The 14,577-nt window shown below is 67.6% G+C and carries 11 protein-coding genes; 8 read left to right on the plus strand and 3 right to left on the minus strand.

What is annotated here, in order from left to right; all coding sequences use genetic code 11:
- Positions 1-3: 3 nt before the first annotated feature.
- Positions 4-633 carry an NUDIX domain-containing protein gene (locus V5F66_RS19240; protein WP_394001601.1) on the plus strand — a complete coding sequence of 210 codons (630 nt, stop codon included), beginning with the start codon at positions 4-6 and terminating at the stop codon, positions 631-633.
- A gap of 34 nt (positions 634-667) precedes the next feature.
- On the opposite strand, the gene V5F66_RS19245 is transcribed toward V5F66_RS19240, so the two are convergent.
- Positions 668-1,507, minus strand: a complete 840-nt coding sequence (locus V5F66_RS19245) for a creatininase family protein (protein ID WP_049776152.1) — start codon at positions 1,505-1,507, stop codon at positions 668-670.
- Between the two features lie 430 nt (positions 1,508-1,937).
- Here V5F66_RS19245 and V5F66_RS19250 point away from each other — a divergent pair, with 430 nt between their 5' ends.
- The 4 genes from V5F66_RS19250 to V5F66_RS19265 all read left to right on the plus strand — a co-directional run bounded on the left by V5F66_RS19250 (position 1,938) and on the right by V5F66_RS19265 (position 7,572).
- Positions 1,938-5,234, plus strand: a complete 3,297-nt coding sequence (locus V5F66_RS19250; RefSeq protein WP_394094509.1) for a helicase-related protein — start codon at positions 1,938-1,940, stop codon at positions 5,232-5,234.
- A 1-nt stretch (position 5,235) separates the two neighbouring features.
- Positions 5,236-5,523 (plus strand): RNA-binding S4 domain-containing protein, encoded by a 288-nt coding sequence (locus V5F66_RS19255; protein ID WP_394001607.1) that lies wholly within the window; start codon positions 5,236-5,238, stop codon positions 5,521-5,523.
- A gap of 81 nt (positions 5,524-5,604) precedes the next feature.
- Positions 5,605-5,940, plus strand: a complete 336-nt coding sequence (gene fdxA / locus V5F66_RS19260; protein WP_012114662.1) for a ferredoxin FdxA — start codon at positions 5,605-5,607, stop codon at positions 5,938-5,940.
- 408 nt (positions 5,941-6,348) lie between these two features.
- Positions 6,349-7,572: an acyltransferase family protein gene (locus V5F66_RS19265; protein WP_394001609.1), complete on the plus strand. Its 1,224-nt coding sequence runs from the start codon at positions 6,349-6,351 to the stop codon at positions 7,570-7,572.
- Positions 7,573-7,622: 50 nt separating this feature from the next.
- Here the strand turns inward: V5F66_RS19265 and V5F66_RS19270 are convergent, their stop codons facing one another.
- Together V5F66_RS19270 and V5F66_RS19275 are read right to left on the minus strand one after the other, a co-directional pair.
- On the minus strand, positions 7,623-8,708 hold the full coding sequence (locus V5F66_RS19270) for a hypothetical protein (RefSeq protein ID WP_394094510.1): 1,086 nt from the start codon (positions 8,706-8,708) through the stop codon (positions 7,623-7,625).
- A 166-nt stretch (positions 8,709-8,874) separates the two neighbouring features.
- Positions 8,875-9,312, minus strand: a complete 438-nt coding sequence (locus V5F66_RS19275) for a hypothetical protein (RefSeq protein ID WP_394094511.1) — start codon at positions 9,310-9,312, stop codon at positions 8,875-8,877.
- Between the two features lie 319 nt (positions 9,313-9,631).
- Between V5F66_RS19275 and V5F66_RS19280 the strand changes: the two genes are divergently transcribed.
- The 3 genes from V5F66_RS19280 to dapD all read left to right on the plus strand — a co-directional run bounded on the left by V5F66_RS19280 (position 9,632) and on the right by dapD (position 14,185).
- Positions 9,632-11,524, plus strand: a complete 1,893-nt coding sequence (locus V5F66_RS19280; RefSeq protein WP_394094512.1) for an autotransporter outer membrane beta-barrel domain-containing protein — start codon at positions 9,632-9,634, stop codon at positions 11,522-11,524.
- Positions 11,525-11,655: 131 nt separating this feature from the next.
- Positions 11,656-13,263 carry a peptide chain release factor 3 gene (locus V5F66_RS19285; protein ID WP_012114667.1) on the plus strand — a complete coding sequence of 536 codons (1,608 nt, stop codon included), beginning with the start codon at positions 11,656-11,658 and terminating at the stop codon, positions 13,261-13,263.
- A gap of 64 nt (positions 13,264-13,327) precedes the next feature.
- Positions 13,328-14,185, plus strand: coding sequence for a 2,3,4,5-tetrahydropyridine-2,6-dicarboxylate N-succinyltransferase (dapD, locus tag V5F66_RS19290; protein ID WP_394001619.1), 858 nt, complete (start codon positions 13,328-13,330; stop codon positions 14,183-14,185).
- Positions 14,186-14,577: the final 392 nt, after the last annotated feature.

Here is a 14,577-nt window from a genome sequence, read left to right on the forward strand (position 1 = left end):
GTCATGGAAGACCGCCCCGCGCGGGTGGACGTGGAGGGGCCGGAGCTGCTGGCCAAGGGCTTCCGGCCCTATGAGCGCTATCGCCTGGTGCTGCACCATGACGACGGCACCTCCGACGCCCAGGTGCGCGACATCGTGCGCGGCGGCCGCGTGGTGGGGGTGCTCGGCTATGATCCCGGGCGCGACATGGTGGTGCTGATCCGCCAGTTCCGCCTCACCGCCCATCTCCTCCCCCAGGGGCGGGGGGAGATGGTGGAGATCGTGGCCGGGCTGGTGGAAGCGGGCGAGGACCCGGAAGCCGCCGCCGTGCGCGAATGCATCGAGGAGACGGGCGTTGAGCCGCGCCTCGTCCTGCCCATGCTCACGTTCACGCCGACGCCGGGCGTCACCGACGAATTCGCCCTGATGTACCTCGGCATCCTCGATGCCGGGGCGCTGCCCGCGCGGGCCGGGGCGCGGGACGAGACGGAGATGACGCAGCCGTTCGCGGTGCCGGTGGACGAAGCGCTCGCTGCCATCGCGCAGGGGCGCTGCATCAATGGCTTCCTCATCCTGGCCCTGCAATGGCTGGCGCTCAACCGCGCCCGCCTGCCGGACCTGATCGCGGCGGCGGAGCACGAGGAGCAGAATTGAGCTTACGCGCCGCCTGAGCGAAACCCTTCCGGTATCACACGTGGTGGTCGAAGCGCTCCAGGTCGAAGTTCGCTACGTCCCTTAGCAGCTCGATGAAGGCACGGGCGCCGAATTCGGTCGCCGCTTCGCCCTTGAGGGCGGTGGCGCCACGCGCGTCGCCCATGGCGCCATCGGCGCTCAAATCCTCGGCGAGCCAGCCGAAGCCGACCGGATGGTTGGCCCGCAGCCGGGCGAATTCGCTTTCCATGGCCACGCTGTAGGGGCTGAAATCGCCGGCGTGGGTCAGGTCCACGAGCTCTGGGCGGAAGGCGAGCATGAGCGAGGTCTCGATCTCCCCACCGTGGATGCCGTGGGCGCGCTCATGATCCGTGAACAGGCCCACCGGATAGCCGAAGCGGTGCATGGAGCAGGTGACGGCCAGCATGCGGTGCTTCACGCGCAGGGTGCGGGCCACGAGGTCGATGACCGGCACGTTGCCGCCATGGGTGTTCATGAGCACCAGCCGCCGCACCCCGGCGCGGGCAAGGCAGTCTCCCAGTTCCACCCAGGTGGCGAGCGCGGTGGCGGGCGACAAGGTGAGGGTGCCGGCAAAGGTGATGTGCTCGTCGGACTTGCCCACCGCCTGCACCGGCAGGAACACGGCATCCAGATCGCGCGGCACCTGGAAGGCGATGCGCTCGATATAGCCCTCGGCGATGAACAGGTCGGTACCCAGCGGCAGGTGCGGGCCGTGCTGCTCAACGGCGGCGACGGGCAGCACGGCGACGAGCCGCGTCTTGTCGAGGGCGGCGATGGCCGGGGAGGAAAGTTCTGCCCACTTGAGAAACACCAGCCGCCTCCTGACGCGTCGCCGCTCGTCCGCGGCGTTTTTCATGGGGCTGAAAAAGCGCATGAAGTCAAGGGGCTGACGGGAGGTGATGGCCCGCCTTCGCGTTGCGATGGAGCGGGGCAGGGGAGGCTGCGTCCCGCCGTGTCCGTAGCCGGGAGGGGAACAAAAGGGACTTTTCCACAGGCTGTGATTCGCGCGCCTTTTGTTGCTTTTCTGTTCTCATGCGCCACGCTTGCCGTCCCGATCCGGAACACCGGGCCGTGTCCGGGCATGGTGTCGTATCGCTCCGTCCCGTCGTCCTATCGTCTTGCCGCGTCGCGATGGGGAGCCGTGCGGAACGCGGCGGGAACGGGCGGCCGCGGCTGATTCGCCCCCCTTGCGTTCGCAAAATGTTCACGGCCCCCCTTTCGCCATGGTCCGCCTGTCCCGATATGCTACAGAACCCCCAACACGTGAGCGGACCTGATTTTAGCCGATGGATGACGTCACCCAATGGGCCGTGCTGCCGCGCAACGTGAGGGCGCGGGGGGTGAGCGCGGTCCTCGGCCCCACCAATACGGGCAAGACCCATCTCGCCATCGAGCGCATGCTGGGCCACGACAGTGGCATCATCGGCCTGCCGCTGCGCCTGCTGGCGCGCGAGGTGTACCAGCGCATCGTCGAGCGGGTGGGGGCCGACAAGGTCGCCCTCATCACCGGCGAGGAGAAGATCAAGCCCAAGAGCCCGCGCTATTGGGTCTCCACCGTGGAGGCCATGCCGCGCGACCTCGACGTGTCCTTCGTCGCCATCGACGAGATCCAGCTCGCTACCGACCTTGATCGCGGCCATGTCTTCACCGAGCGCATGCTGAACCGGCGCGGCCGGCACGAGACGCTGCTGCTCGGCTCCGCCACCATGCGCCCGCTGATCGAGAAGCTGTTGCCGGGCGTCAACGTGGTGGTGCGCCCGCGCCTCTCCACCCTCACCTTCGCCGGCGAGAAGAAGATCTCCCGCCTGCCCCGGCGCTCGGCCATCGTCGCCTTCTCGGCGGAGGAGGTCTATTCCATCGCCGAGTTCATCCGCCGCCAGCGCGGCGGGGCGGCGGTGGTGATGGGGGCGCTCTCGCCCCGCACCCGCAATGCCCAGGTGGAGCTCTACCAGTCGGGCGACGTGGATTATCTCGTCGCCACCGACGCCATCGGCATGGGCCTCAACCTGGACGTGGACCACGTGGCTTTTGCCTCGGACCGCAAGTTCGATGGCTGGCAGTTCCGCAAGCTCAATGCCTCCGAAATGGCGCAGATCGCCGGCCGTGCCGGGCGGGCGACGCGCGACGGCACGTTCGGTACGACGGGGCGTTGTCCGCCCTTCGACGAGGAATTGGTGGGCCGGCTGGAGGAGCATGTGTTCGACACCGCGAAGGTGTTGCAATGGCGCAACGCCGTCCCGGATTTCCGCTCCGCCGCCGCCCTTCTCGCCAGCCTGTCCCAGCTTCCCCGCGAGGAGGGGCTGACCCGCGCGCCGGTCGCCGACGACGTGGCCGTGCTCGAAATCATGAGCCGGGACACGGAGGTGACGGCCCGTCTCGCCTCGCCATCAGATGTGGAAAGGTTGTGGGACGCGTGCCAGGTACCCGATTATCGCAAGGTGTCTCCCGGAGCCCATGCGGAGCTGGTTGCAACGCTTTTCGGGCACCTTTCTGGGGGTGGATTTATCCCCGATGCGTGGTTCGCGCGTCAAATCGCCTTGACCGATCGCCAAGAAGGCGACATCGACACGTTGTCGAACCGGATCGCGCAGGTGAGAACCCTTACCTTCGTGGCCAACCGGCCCGACTGGCTCAAGGATCCGGGGCACTGGCAAGGCGTCACGAGAGGGGTCGAAGACAAGCTGTCGGACGCACTGCACGAAAGGCTGGCCCAGCGTTTCGTGGACCGGCGAACCAGCGTGCTCATGCGGCGCCTGCGAGAGAACACGATGCTCGAAACTGAAATCAGCAAGACCGGTGACGTTACCGTTGAAGGCCATGTCATCGGCCACCTCCATGGCTTCCAGTTCGCCCCGGATCCGGCGGCGGGCGGGGAGGAAGCCAAGGCCCTGCGCGCCGCTGCCCAGAAGGCGCTGGCGGGCGAGATCGAGCAGCGCGCCGCCCGCGTCGCCCAGGCCGTGGACGAGGCCTTCGTGCTCACGTTCGACGGCACCGTCCGCTGGACGGGCGAGGCTGTGGCCAAGCTCATCCCCGGCGACGAGGTGCTGAAGCCGCGCTTCAAGATCATCGCCGACGAGCACCTCACCGGCCCGGTCCGCGACCAGGTGGAAGCCCGCATCGCGCTGTGGCTGTCGGCTCATATCGAGAAACTGCTCGGCGCGCTGACCAAGCTCGGCACGGCGGAAGACATCACCGGCATCGCCCGCGGCATCGCCTTCCAGATCGTCGAGAGCCTCGGTGTGCTGGAGCGCGCCCGCGTGGCAGAGGAGGTGAAGGGGCTCGACCAGGCCGCCCGCGCCACCCTGCGCGGCTATGGCGTGCGCTTCGGGGCCCATCACATCTACCTGCCGGCGCTGCTGAAGCCTGCTCCGCGCTCGCTGGCGGCCGAGCTTTATGCGCTGAAGCACGGCGGCCTCGCCCAGAAGGGCCTCGACGAGCTGCCGCATCTGGCCGCCTCCGGGCGCACCTCCATCCCGGTGGATCACGAAATCCAGAAGGGCCTCTACCGCGCCGTGGGCTTCCGCGTGTGCGGCGAGCGCGCCGTGCGCGTGGACATCCTGGAGCGGCTCGCCGACCTCATCCGCCCGGCGCTGGCCTGGCGGCCCGGTTCCGCCGGCCCCAAGCCCGCGGGTGCGGTGGATGGGCGCGGCTTCACCGTGACCGTGGGAATGACGTCGTTGGCCGGCTGCTCGGGGGAGGACTTCGCTTCCATCCTGAAGTCGCTGGGCTACCGCATGGAGCGCCGCCCGCCGCCCCCGCCGGAAGCCGAAGCTCCCGCCGCCGCACCTGCGCCGGTGGAATTCGCGCCATTGCCGGAAGGCGCCATCGAGGCCGACCTCCTGTTCGACGCGCCGCCCGCCGAGGCTGTGCCTGTAGAGGGCGCCGAGGTCGAGGCTGTCGAGGCTCCCGCTGCCGATAGCACCGCCGTTGAGGCCGTGGCCGAGACGCCCGAGCCTGACGCGCCCGAGGCCGAGCCTGCCGCCCCTGAGGCGGAAGAGGCGGACGCCGTCATCGCCGATGAGATCGAGGCTGAAGCCGCGGTCGAGGCCGTCGAGGAAACCGGCGATCCCACCGCCGCCGAAGTGGCGGCCGAGGTCAGCGCGCCCGCCGCTCCGGGTGGTCCCGAGGCGGTGGAAGGTGGTGCTCCCGCCGAACCCGAGATGATCGAGGTGTGGCGTCCCGGCCGTCCGCCGGGCGCGCCGCGCCGTGACCGTCCTCAAGGCGAGGGCCGCCGTTTCGGTGGCGAGCGTAAGGACGGCGATCGTCGCGAGGGCGGTAAGGACAACGAGCGCCGCGGCGAGCGGCGCGACGGCCGTCCGCCTCATCGTCGTCCCGTCGAGGGGCCCGCCGCCGCCCCCGGCGCCGAGGGTGAGCGCGCCCCGCGTCCGCCCCGGGGCGACCGTCCTCCGTTCCGTGGACCGCGCGAGGGCGAGGGCAATCGTGGCCCGCGTCCCGAGCATCGCGCAGACCAGCGCCCGCCGCAGCAGGAGCGCCGGCGCGACAAGCCGGCGGATCCGGACAGCCCGTTTGCCGCCCTCGCCGCGCTGAAGGCGCGCCTGGAGGCGGAGAAGAAGGGCAAGTGAGGTGACGGGCGAGGGGGCGGATCCGGCGGAGCGGCAGAGGCTCGACCGCTGGATCTGGCACGCTCGCGTGGTGCGCACCCGGGAGGCCGCGGCCGATCTGGTGCGCGCCGGCCACGTCCGGCTCGACGGCGCGCGGGTGACGAGCCCGGCGCAATCGGTGCGGGCCGGGCAGGTGCTCACCATCGCCCTCGACCGGAACGTGCGTGTGTTGCGAATCGTTGGCTTTTCGCAGCGCCGGGGAGATGCTACATCGGCACGCGCGCTTTTCGACGAAATAACAGAAGAGTGACGGGTAATGGTGGCTGCGGCCTTGCGTGCGCTTGAACGGCGCGCCGGGCTGCGCTAACCGAGCCCTCGAAAGGGATTTTCCATGACTTACGTCGTCACCGAGAACTGCATCCGCTGCAAGTACATGGATTGCGTGTCCGTGTGCCCGGTGGACTGTTTCTACGAGGGCGAGAACATGCTCGTCATCCACCCCGACGAGTGCATCGACTGCGGGGTCTGCGAGCCGGAATGCCCGGCCGAGGCCATCAAGCCCGATGCCGAGCTGGGGCTCGAGAAGTGGCTCGCGCTCAACGCCGAATATGCCAAGGCTTGGCCCAATATCACGCTCAAGCGCGACCCGCCGGCCGACGCCAAGGAGTGGGACGGCAAGCCGGGCAAGGAAGAACTGTTCTCCCCGGAGCCCGGCCAGGGCGACTGATCGGGAGCCTGGCGCGCACCGCGCTCTCAGGCTTCGCGATGCGGTTCATGATCCGATCGGGTTGCATCAACCTGATCGGGCTGGACCATGTTAAGGCGTTTTCCAACTCTCCACGGCTGACATGGCCGGCGGTGACCGCGATAGGCTCACCGACGGCGCTACCGTTGCGTGCCCTTTTTCCCTTTCGTCAAAGACGCTTGAGCACGCACGCACGGCGGGCGTGCAGACCTTCCGGCTTGCTGCCTGGAATGGTAACAGGTTGACGCTTGTTTGAACTGTAGCTAGGTTCCAGCGTCTTGTTGCGGTCCGTATCCTCACGGTCGATGGGTCCGGAGTCCCTGCGCAACGGGTCTTTTCCCAGCATGCCGCCCGTCGCGATCCCCGCTCAGATCTTTGGCAGGTCACCTCATGGAAAGTGCGAGATATCGCGCGCTGGATGGCCTGCGTGGCATGGCAGCTGTGCTCGTCGTCTTTTATCACATGACGATTGCGAGCGTTTTCAAGTCCCTGTCCATTGTCACCAATGGCGATCTTGCCGTCGATGTCTTTTTCATCCTGTCAGGTTTTGTGATTTCGTCAGCCTATGCCGATCGCATCGACACGCCCGATACGATGAAGCGGTTCCTTACCCTGCGTTTCTTCAGGGTCTACCCGCTCCATTTCTGCATCCTGATGGTGTTTCTGGCGCAGGAGTTTTTCAAGCTCTACCTCTGGCACAAGGGCGTCACGCTCAATAATGGTGCGCCGTTCACCGGAGACCAGTCGCTGGTCCTGTTCTTCGCCACCTTGTTCCTGGTGCAGGCCTGGGGCGTGTTCGACAGGAATTTCTGGAACGGCCCCAGCTGGAGCATCAGCTGCGAGGCCCTGGCCTATCTGGTCTTCGCCCTGACGGCTCCGCTGCGTCCCCTGCGCTGGCGCTTCGCGCCGCCCGCGATCCTCGTATTCGCGACCTGTTCCTACATCTATGCCGCCACGCTCCATGACGGTCTTGCCCAGGCCTTCTATGGGCCGGCGGCTATGCTGCGCGGCCTGTCCGGCTTTTTCGTCGGCGCCCTGTGCTACGAGGCGGTGCGCTCGGGGCGGCTGAAGGCGATATTCGCGGCGGCGTCCGACCGTGCCCTGAGCCTGTGGCAGGCAGGCACGGTGCTGGCCGTCCTGCTGCTGCTTTCGGTATGTCGGGGGCCGAGCATCATCGCCGTGCTGGTGCCGCTGACGGTGCTCGTGCTGCTGCTGCACACCGACCGTGGCTTCGCCTGCACGGTCCTGAATACGCGGCCGCTGCAGGCGCTCGGGAAGATCTCATATTCCATCTACATGGTGCATTTCTTCATTCTGATCTCCACGGACACCGTGCTGAAGCGGGTCATCGGCGAGCAGCCGGACGGCAGGCCGTGGTTCCAGATGCCCCTGCTCCAGGGCACGCTGCTCTCCCTGGCCCTGGCGCTGCTGGTGGTTCTCGTCGCGAGCCTCACCTGGCGCTTCATCGAAGAGCCCGGCCGCGGGTTCGGCCGGCGCCTCGTGGCCGGGCAGGGTGCGTCCCAAGGCGCCGGGCTGCAGTCCGGAGCGGTCGCGCCGGCGCTGGACGCGGCCGGCCGCGCGACCTTGGAGGCTGCCCCCCGCGCCAAGGAGTGAGGGGGCGCGCAAGCCTGCATCGGGGCGCGGCAGATGACTGAGGCCGTGCCCTACGATGCCCCGAGACGGGCGCGCAGCTCCGGCCCCTTGGGCAATCCAGCCACCTCCTCCACCTGTAGCGTTCCCGCCGTCAGGGCGCGGATGATCGCGGAGAGATCGTCGAAGCGGCGGTCCGCCCGGTCGAGGAGATCCACCCACAGCTGGTCGAACTGGTCCAGCATGTCCACCAGCGGCACCACCGGCAGCTGGATGCCGGAATAGCGCGGATGCTTGTTGGTAAGCTTCTTCCAGTCGTCCTTCAGGGCATCCCGCAGCACCGGATCGTTGGTCAGCCGGTTGTCCCGGCCACCGCGCTCGAACGCGGCCTTGGTCTCCAGCAGGTGGGTGAGGTGCGCGATGGCGCGGCTGCGCATCAGCGGCCGGATCTGGTTCTTGAAATAGCCGCGCAGCATGTCGGTGTAGACGGCGTCCTCATATCCAATGTCGCGCGCGATCCCGCCGGCCACCCGCGCCGTCGTCGCCTCGAACAGGCCTTGCGGCCAGTCCGAGGCGGGGCGTGAGGTCAGGAGCAGGACAACGCCTGGCGGCAGTTCGGCGGCTGCGGGCAGGATCGCGATGGTGTTCCCGTCTCCGATCCGCTCCAGTCCGTCGATGGCCACCAGCAGACGCTTGCCGCCGGTGGTCGTCACGTGCTCCCGCGCGGCGGCGAGCAGGGCGAGAACATCCGCCTGTGCCGGCTCCGCCCCGGAGCCTTCCGCCACTGCGACGCCGAATTCCGCCGTCACCGCATCCTTCAGCGCCGCCATCAGGGCGTTGGGCGTCAGGGCGCCCTGCACATGGATGCCGATGGCGCGGATATCGCTGGAAATGGTGCTGTCGATGCCCTCGAGGACGCCGGGCGAGCGTCCCGGCCGCCGGGCGATGATGCCGCGCACGAACAGGGTCTTGCCGATGCCGGTGGGGCCCCGGAGCCAGTACAGCCCGCGATCGGTGGTGAGCAGGACCTCGCGCAGCGGCGTCCTGAGATAGGTGGGCGACACATAGGCCGCGTCCAGCGCGGCGAAATCAGGGGGAGCCAGATCAGTGGTGGTGTCGGCCGTCGGGTCGGCGCGGACCTCCAGGGCAGGCGAGGTCATGTCGTGTTCCTCCGGGCGTTGTGGCCCTTGTGGCGCCACAGAGGACGGATCGCTGGTCTTCGGTCCTCCGCCCCGGCAGGCGATGCCGGGCTGTTTGGCGGGTTTCCACCCAAGGGTCCTCACGCCCCCTACCAAGCACAAAGCATGCCCCGCTCGGCGCTGGCCTTCAGGGCGCGGTCACGAGCTGCTCGTACTGGGACAGCACCACCTGGCCCGCCGCATCGAGGTAGGCGCGGCCGAACCTGGACGCTTTCAGCCTGTCCACGTCCTGGTAGATGGTGCCGCCCAGCGGCGGAGAGGCGTTGGGCTTGGCACAGGGCACCCCCAGCTCCACCTTCTGCCCGGTGCTGTAGGTGGTGCCGCGCTCCACCTTCTTCACCGTGCCGGTCACGGTGCAGGTGCCGAACGGGTGGGGTGTGACCGCCACCTCGTCCACCGCGATCACGATCACGCTCTTCGCTTCGTTGCGTGCGTTCTCGTAGACATAGGGCGGCATCAGGGCGGTGGCGGCGCCTGTCCACGCCAGCAGGCACGCGAGGCCGAGGCCGAGGGCGACGGTGGTCGAGCGCAGGCGCTTCGGTGCGGCCAGATCGGTCCTGTTCATCAATGGCCCCCTGTGCGGTCCCGGCGCTGTCACAGTGGCGCTGTGCCGGAGGCGCCGGCTGATCCGGCGTCTTCCTGTGACGGGTGCACCCGCGCCAGCATGGAGAGGCCCGACGGCTGCCGCAAGGTCGGGTCCCGGAGCCGGTCGGGTGTGCGGAAAAAGTCGCATTTTGAGAAATTGCGGCGTCCTGCGCGCCGGCCCGGTGGTATTGGTTAACAGGCTGTGATCTCTTCCGCGACGGGGGGATTGGGCGGTATCCTTTGCTAGTGTGCGGTAGCATGCGGCCCATTCCCAGGGTTGAATCTGGGGGGATCAACGCATGGTCGGGCGTTCAGCTTTCATTCGTGCCGCAGTTCTATGGACCTCTATTGCCGCGGGCACGGGCGCTGCGCATGCGCAGCAGTTTTCGAACTTCTACGTCTTCGGCGACAGTCTGAGCGACGCGGGAACCTATTACGTGGTCATCGACGGCCAGCTCCAGTCGGTCCGGTTCACGGTGAACCCGGCGCCGGTGTGGGACATGCTGGTAGGCGAACATTACGGTCTTGGGGTCTCGCCTTATCTCGCCATCGACACAGTGACCAAGACCAGCACTGTCGTGGGCGGAAACAACTACGCCCAGGGCGGCGCCTGTGTGAATTCGGGCTTCAACTATACCAAGTGTGTGGCCTATCCGGACAATACACTGGGTGAGACCCAGCAGCTCGAGATCTATCTCGCGTCAACTGGCGGCGTCGCCCAGCCCAATGCCCTCTATTCCATGTGGGCGGGCGCCAACGACATCTTCACCCAGGCGATCTACCTCAGCTACCAGCTGGTCAGCGAGGAGAAGGCCATCGAAAACGTGGTCGCGGCCGCCAACCAGCACGTGGAGAACATCGCCACGCTCTCCAAGGCAGGCGCGCGCTACATCATCGTGCCGAACCTGCCGGACATCTCCAAGGCGCCGGTCACCAGTCTCCTGCCCCAGGGGCAGTTCTTCAGCGATTCCGTCAACGCCTACAATGCGACTCTCTACAACGACCTGCGCCACCTCGGCGGCTCGAACATCATCTACGTGGACGACTATGCGCTGGTGAACGAGGTCATCGCCAACCCGACCCTGTACGGCTTCACCAACGTGACCGACAAGGCGTGCCAGCAGGATTTCGCCATCACCTGCACCACCAACACTTTGGTCGCGCCCAACGCGCAGAACGATTATCTGTTCGCCGACGTCGTTCATCCCACGCCCGCCGGCCATGAGCTGCTGGCGCAATACATCGAATCCATCATCGAAGCGCCCGGCCTCATCGGCTTGCTGGCGGAAAGCCCCATCTATGTGGGGCGCGGCATCTACCGCACTCTCGATACCCGCATTGGCACGGGCACGCCCAAGGGCTTCCAGCTCTATACCAACATCGATTACAGCACCTACACCCTCGACCCGACCCGCGACCATTCCGGCTCGGACGGCAGCGCCGCCGCCGGCTATGTGGGCCTCGAATACGGCTTCGGCAACGGCATCAGCGTCGGCGCCCTCTTGAGCTATGGCAGCGGCAGCTACAATTTCAGCGCGCAGAACGGCGGCTACGACGCCGACATGTTCAACGGCACCATCTACGCCAACGCCCGCTTCGGCGGGGCCTTCGCCCAGCTCTCGGGGACCGTGGGCTCGATCGACTACAATTCGATCAAGCGCCAGTTCCTGCTCGGCGCCGCGGTTCGCACCAACATGGGCGACACCAGCGGCACCTATTACGGCGCCCGCCTCGCCACCGGCTACGACTTCACCATGGGCCAGGCTACCGTCACTCCGCTGGCGCAGCTCACCTACCAGCAGGCGACGGTGGACGGCTATGCGGAAACCGCCGGCAATTCCAGCTCCATGCTGTTCGGCAACCAGCTGCGCGAGCTGTTCTATGCGACCGTCGGCGGGCAGGCGAGCTACGCCTTCGTGCTGTCGGGTGTCACCGTGCGGCCGAACGTGCAGGCGACCTACAATTACGACTTCCTGAACCAGGACCGCTCCGTCACCGCCGGCCTGCTGACGGCCCCCGTCACCTTCGCCATGCCGGTCTACCAGCCGGGCCGCTCCTGGACCAACCTTGCCGTCGGGCTCGCGGTGGAGGCGGCCAACGGCCTGACGTGCAATTTCACCCTGGGTGAACTGCTCGGCCAGGACCAGGTGTCGAGCGCCTACGTGAACGGCGGCATCGCCTACAAGTTCTGAAGCCGGCCGGAAGCGTCGCGGATCGTATCTTCCGCGACGTTTCCGTCGAGGCGGACGTGGGCTGGGGTGCGGCGGGCGGCGCCGCGGCCCAACGCCATTCCATGGTCCGCGATTTGTCATTATAAGGCGCCATGCTCGACCAGACGCCCAACGCCGCCCTCGCGGACCTGCCGGATTTCGCCCGCCGGCGCACCTTCGCCATCATCTCCCATCCGGACGCCGGCAAGACGACGCTGACGGAAAAGCTGCTGCTTGCCTCCGGCGCCATCCGCATGGCCGGCCACGTGAAGGCGCGCGGCGAGCGCCGCCGCACCCGCTCCGACTGGATGGAGATCGAGCAGCAGCGCGGCATCTCGGTCACCTCCTCGGTGATGACCTTCGAGCGCGACGGCATCGTCTTCAACCTGCTCGACACCCCCGGCCACTCGGACTTCTCCGAGGACACCTATCGCACCCTCTCGGCGGTGGACGCGGCGGTGATGGTGATCGACGCCGCCAAGGGCATCGAGAGCCAGACCCGCAAGCTGTTCGAGGTCTGCCGCCTGCGCGACATTCCCATCTTCACCTTCGTCAACAAGGTGGACCGCGAGAGCCTCGACCCCATCGCCCTGATGGACGAGGTGTCCTCCACCCTCGCCCTCGACCTCACCCCGCTGACCTGGCCCATCGGCATGGGCGTGGATTTCCGTGGCCTCATCGACATCGCCAATAAGAAGGCCCTGCTCGCCACCGAGCGCGGCGGGCCGCTGGTGCGCGAGGTGCCGTTCGAGACGCCGGAGGACCTCATCGACCTCGAAGGGGTGGAGGAGCGCATCATCAACGAGGCGGTGGAGAGCCTGACGCTGGCGCTGGGCGTGCTGCCGCCGTTCGAGCTGGCCTCGTTCCGCGAGGGGCATCTCTCCCCGGTCTATTTCGGGTCGGCGCTGAAGGAGGCGGGGGTCGCCGAGCTGCTGTTCGGCCTCGGCTCGGTCGGCCCGAGCCCGCTGCCGCGCTCCGCCGCCGGGGATCGCACCGTCGAGCCGGCGGAGGACCTCGTCTCCGGCTTCGTCTTCAAGGTGCAGGCCAACATGGACCCCAACCACCGGGACCGCGTGGCCTTCGTGCGTCTGTGCTCGGGCCGCTTCAAGCGCGGCATGAAGCTGTTCAACCCGCGCGAGAAGCGCCAGATGGCCATCGCCAACCCCATCTTCTTCTTCGCCCAGGAGCGCGAGACGGTGGACGAGGCCGTGGCTGGCGACATCATCGGCATTCCCAACCACGGCATGCTGCGGGTGGGCGATACCCTCTCCGAGGGCGAGACCATCAAGTTCGAGGGCCTGCCGGACTTCGCGCCGGAAATCCTGCGCCGGGTGCTGCTGTCCGACCCCATGAAGGCCAAGCAGCTGCAGAAGGCGCTGCAGGACATGGCGGAGGAGGGCGTGGTGCAGGTCATCAAGCCCGTCTCTGATCCCTCTCCTATCGTGGGCGTGGTGGGCACTCTGCAGCTCGACGTGCTCGCCGCCCGGCTGGAGAAGGAATACGGCGTGCCCATCCGCTACGAGACGGTGTCCTTCGTCACCGCCCGCTGGATCGTGGGCGAGCGCGCCGAGGTGGACCGCTTCATGGAGGCGAACCGCTCCTCCACCGCCCGCGACCGCGATGAGGCGCCGGTCTATCTCGCCCGCAGCCAGTGGGTGCTGGACCGCGCCATCGAGGAATGGCCCAAGCTCAAGTTCGTCGCCGTGAAGGAACGCGGCTGACCTTTCATCCCACCCTGAATTGACATGCCCGGCCGCGGGGGCGCGGCCGATCTGGAGGACCCCCATGGCCGACGCCGCCCGCCTTGCCGATCTGTCCCGCATCATCGACGACGCCTTCGAGAAGCGCGCCGAGATCGGCTTTTCCACCACGGGCGAGGTGCGTCTCGCCGTTGACGAGGCGCTCACCCTCCTCGACAGCGGCGCCGCCCGCGTGGCGCAGCGGGACGCCGACGGCACCTGGATCGTGAACCAGTGGCTGAAGAAGGCGGTGCTGCTCTCCTTCCGCCTCAACGATATGGAGCCCATCGCCGGCGGCCCCGGCGGCGCCCACTGGTGGGACAAGGTTCCCTCCAAGTTCGCCACCTGGGGCGAGACGGATTTCCGCTCCGCCGGCTTCCGCGCCGTGCCGGGTGCCATCGTGCGCCGCTCGGCCTTCATCGCGCCCAACGTGGTGCTGATGCCGTCCTTCGTGAACCTCGGCGCCCATGTGGGCGAGGGCACCATGGTGGACACCTGGGCCACCGTGGGCTCCTGCGCCCAGATCGGCAAGAACGTGCACCTGTCAGGTGGCGTGGGCATCGGCGGCGTGCTGGAGCCGCTGCAGGCCGGCCCGGTGATCATTGAGGACGACTGCTTCATCGGCGCCCGCTCGGAAGTGGTGGAGGGCGTGGTGGTGCGCACCGGTTCGGTGCTCTCCATGGGCGTCTTCATCAGCGCCTCCACCAAGATCGTGGACCGGGAGACCGGCGAGGTCTTCGTGGGCGAGGTGCCGGCCTATTCAGTGGTGGTGCCCGGTTCTCTGCCCGGCAAGCCCCTGCCCAACGGCCAACCCGGCCCTTCGCTGTATTGCGCGGTGATCGTGAAGCGGGTGGATGCTCAGACCCGCTCCAAGACCTCCATCAACGACCTGCTGCGCGATTGATGCGAGGGGGCTTCGGCCTCCGTGAGATGGGGGCGGGGTGGTCGCCGTGGGTGCGGCGGTCTGGCCTGTGGGCAGTGGTGCGATAACGTCTTGCCAGACGGCGGCAAGCCGCTATATTCCGCCGCCTCGCCGGTATGCAGCGCTGCATAAGTGTTGCCGGTCTTCGAGTTCCCCTGGAAAGCGATGACGTGGGTCCGGCAGCCGGGTTCCCTCCCGGTGCGGAGAAGCGGGCGAACATATGAAGGCGGCCCGTCTGCCTTCAGCGCCCGACTTCCGCGAAAGGGGTCTACGTGTGCCTCGGCGCGCGTGGCTGGAGAGGTGGCCGAGTGGTTGAAGGCGCACGCCTGGAACGCGTGTATACGGGAAACCGTATCGAGGGTTCGAATCCCTCT

The organism is Xanthobacter versatilis, from assembly GCF_043193975.1.
GTDB lineage: Bacteria > Pseudomonadota > Alphaproteobacteria > Rhizobiales > Xanthobacteraceae > Xanthobacter > Xanthobacter autotrophicus_E.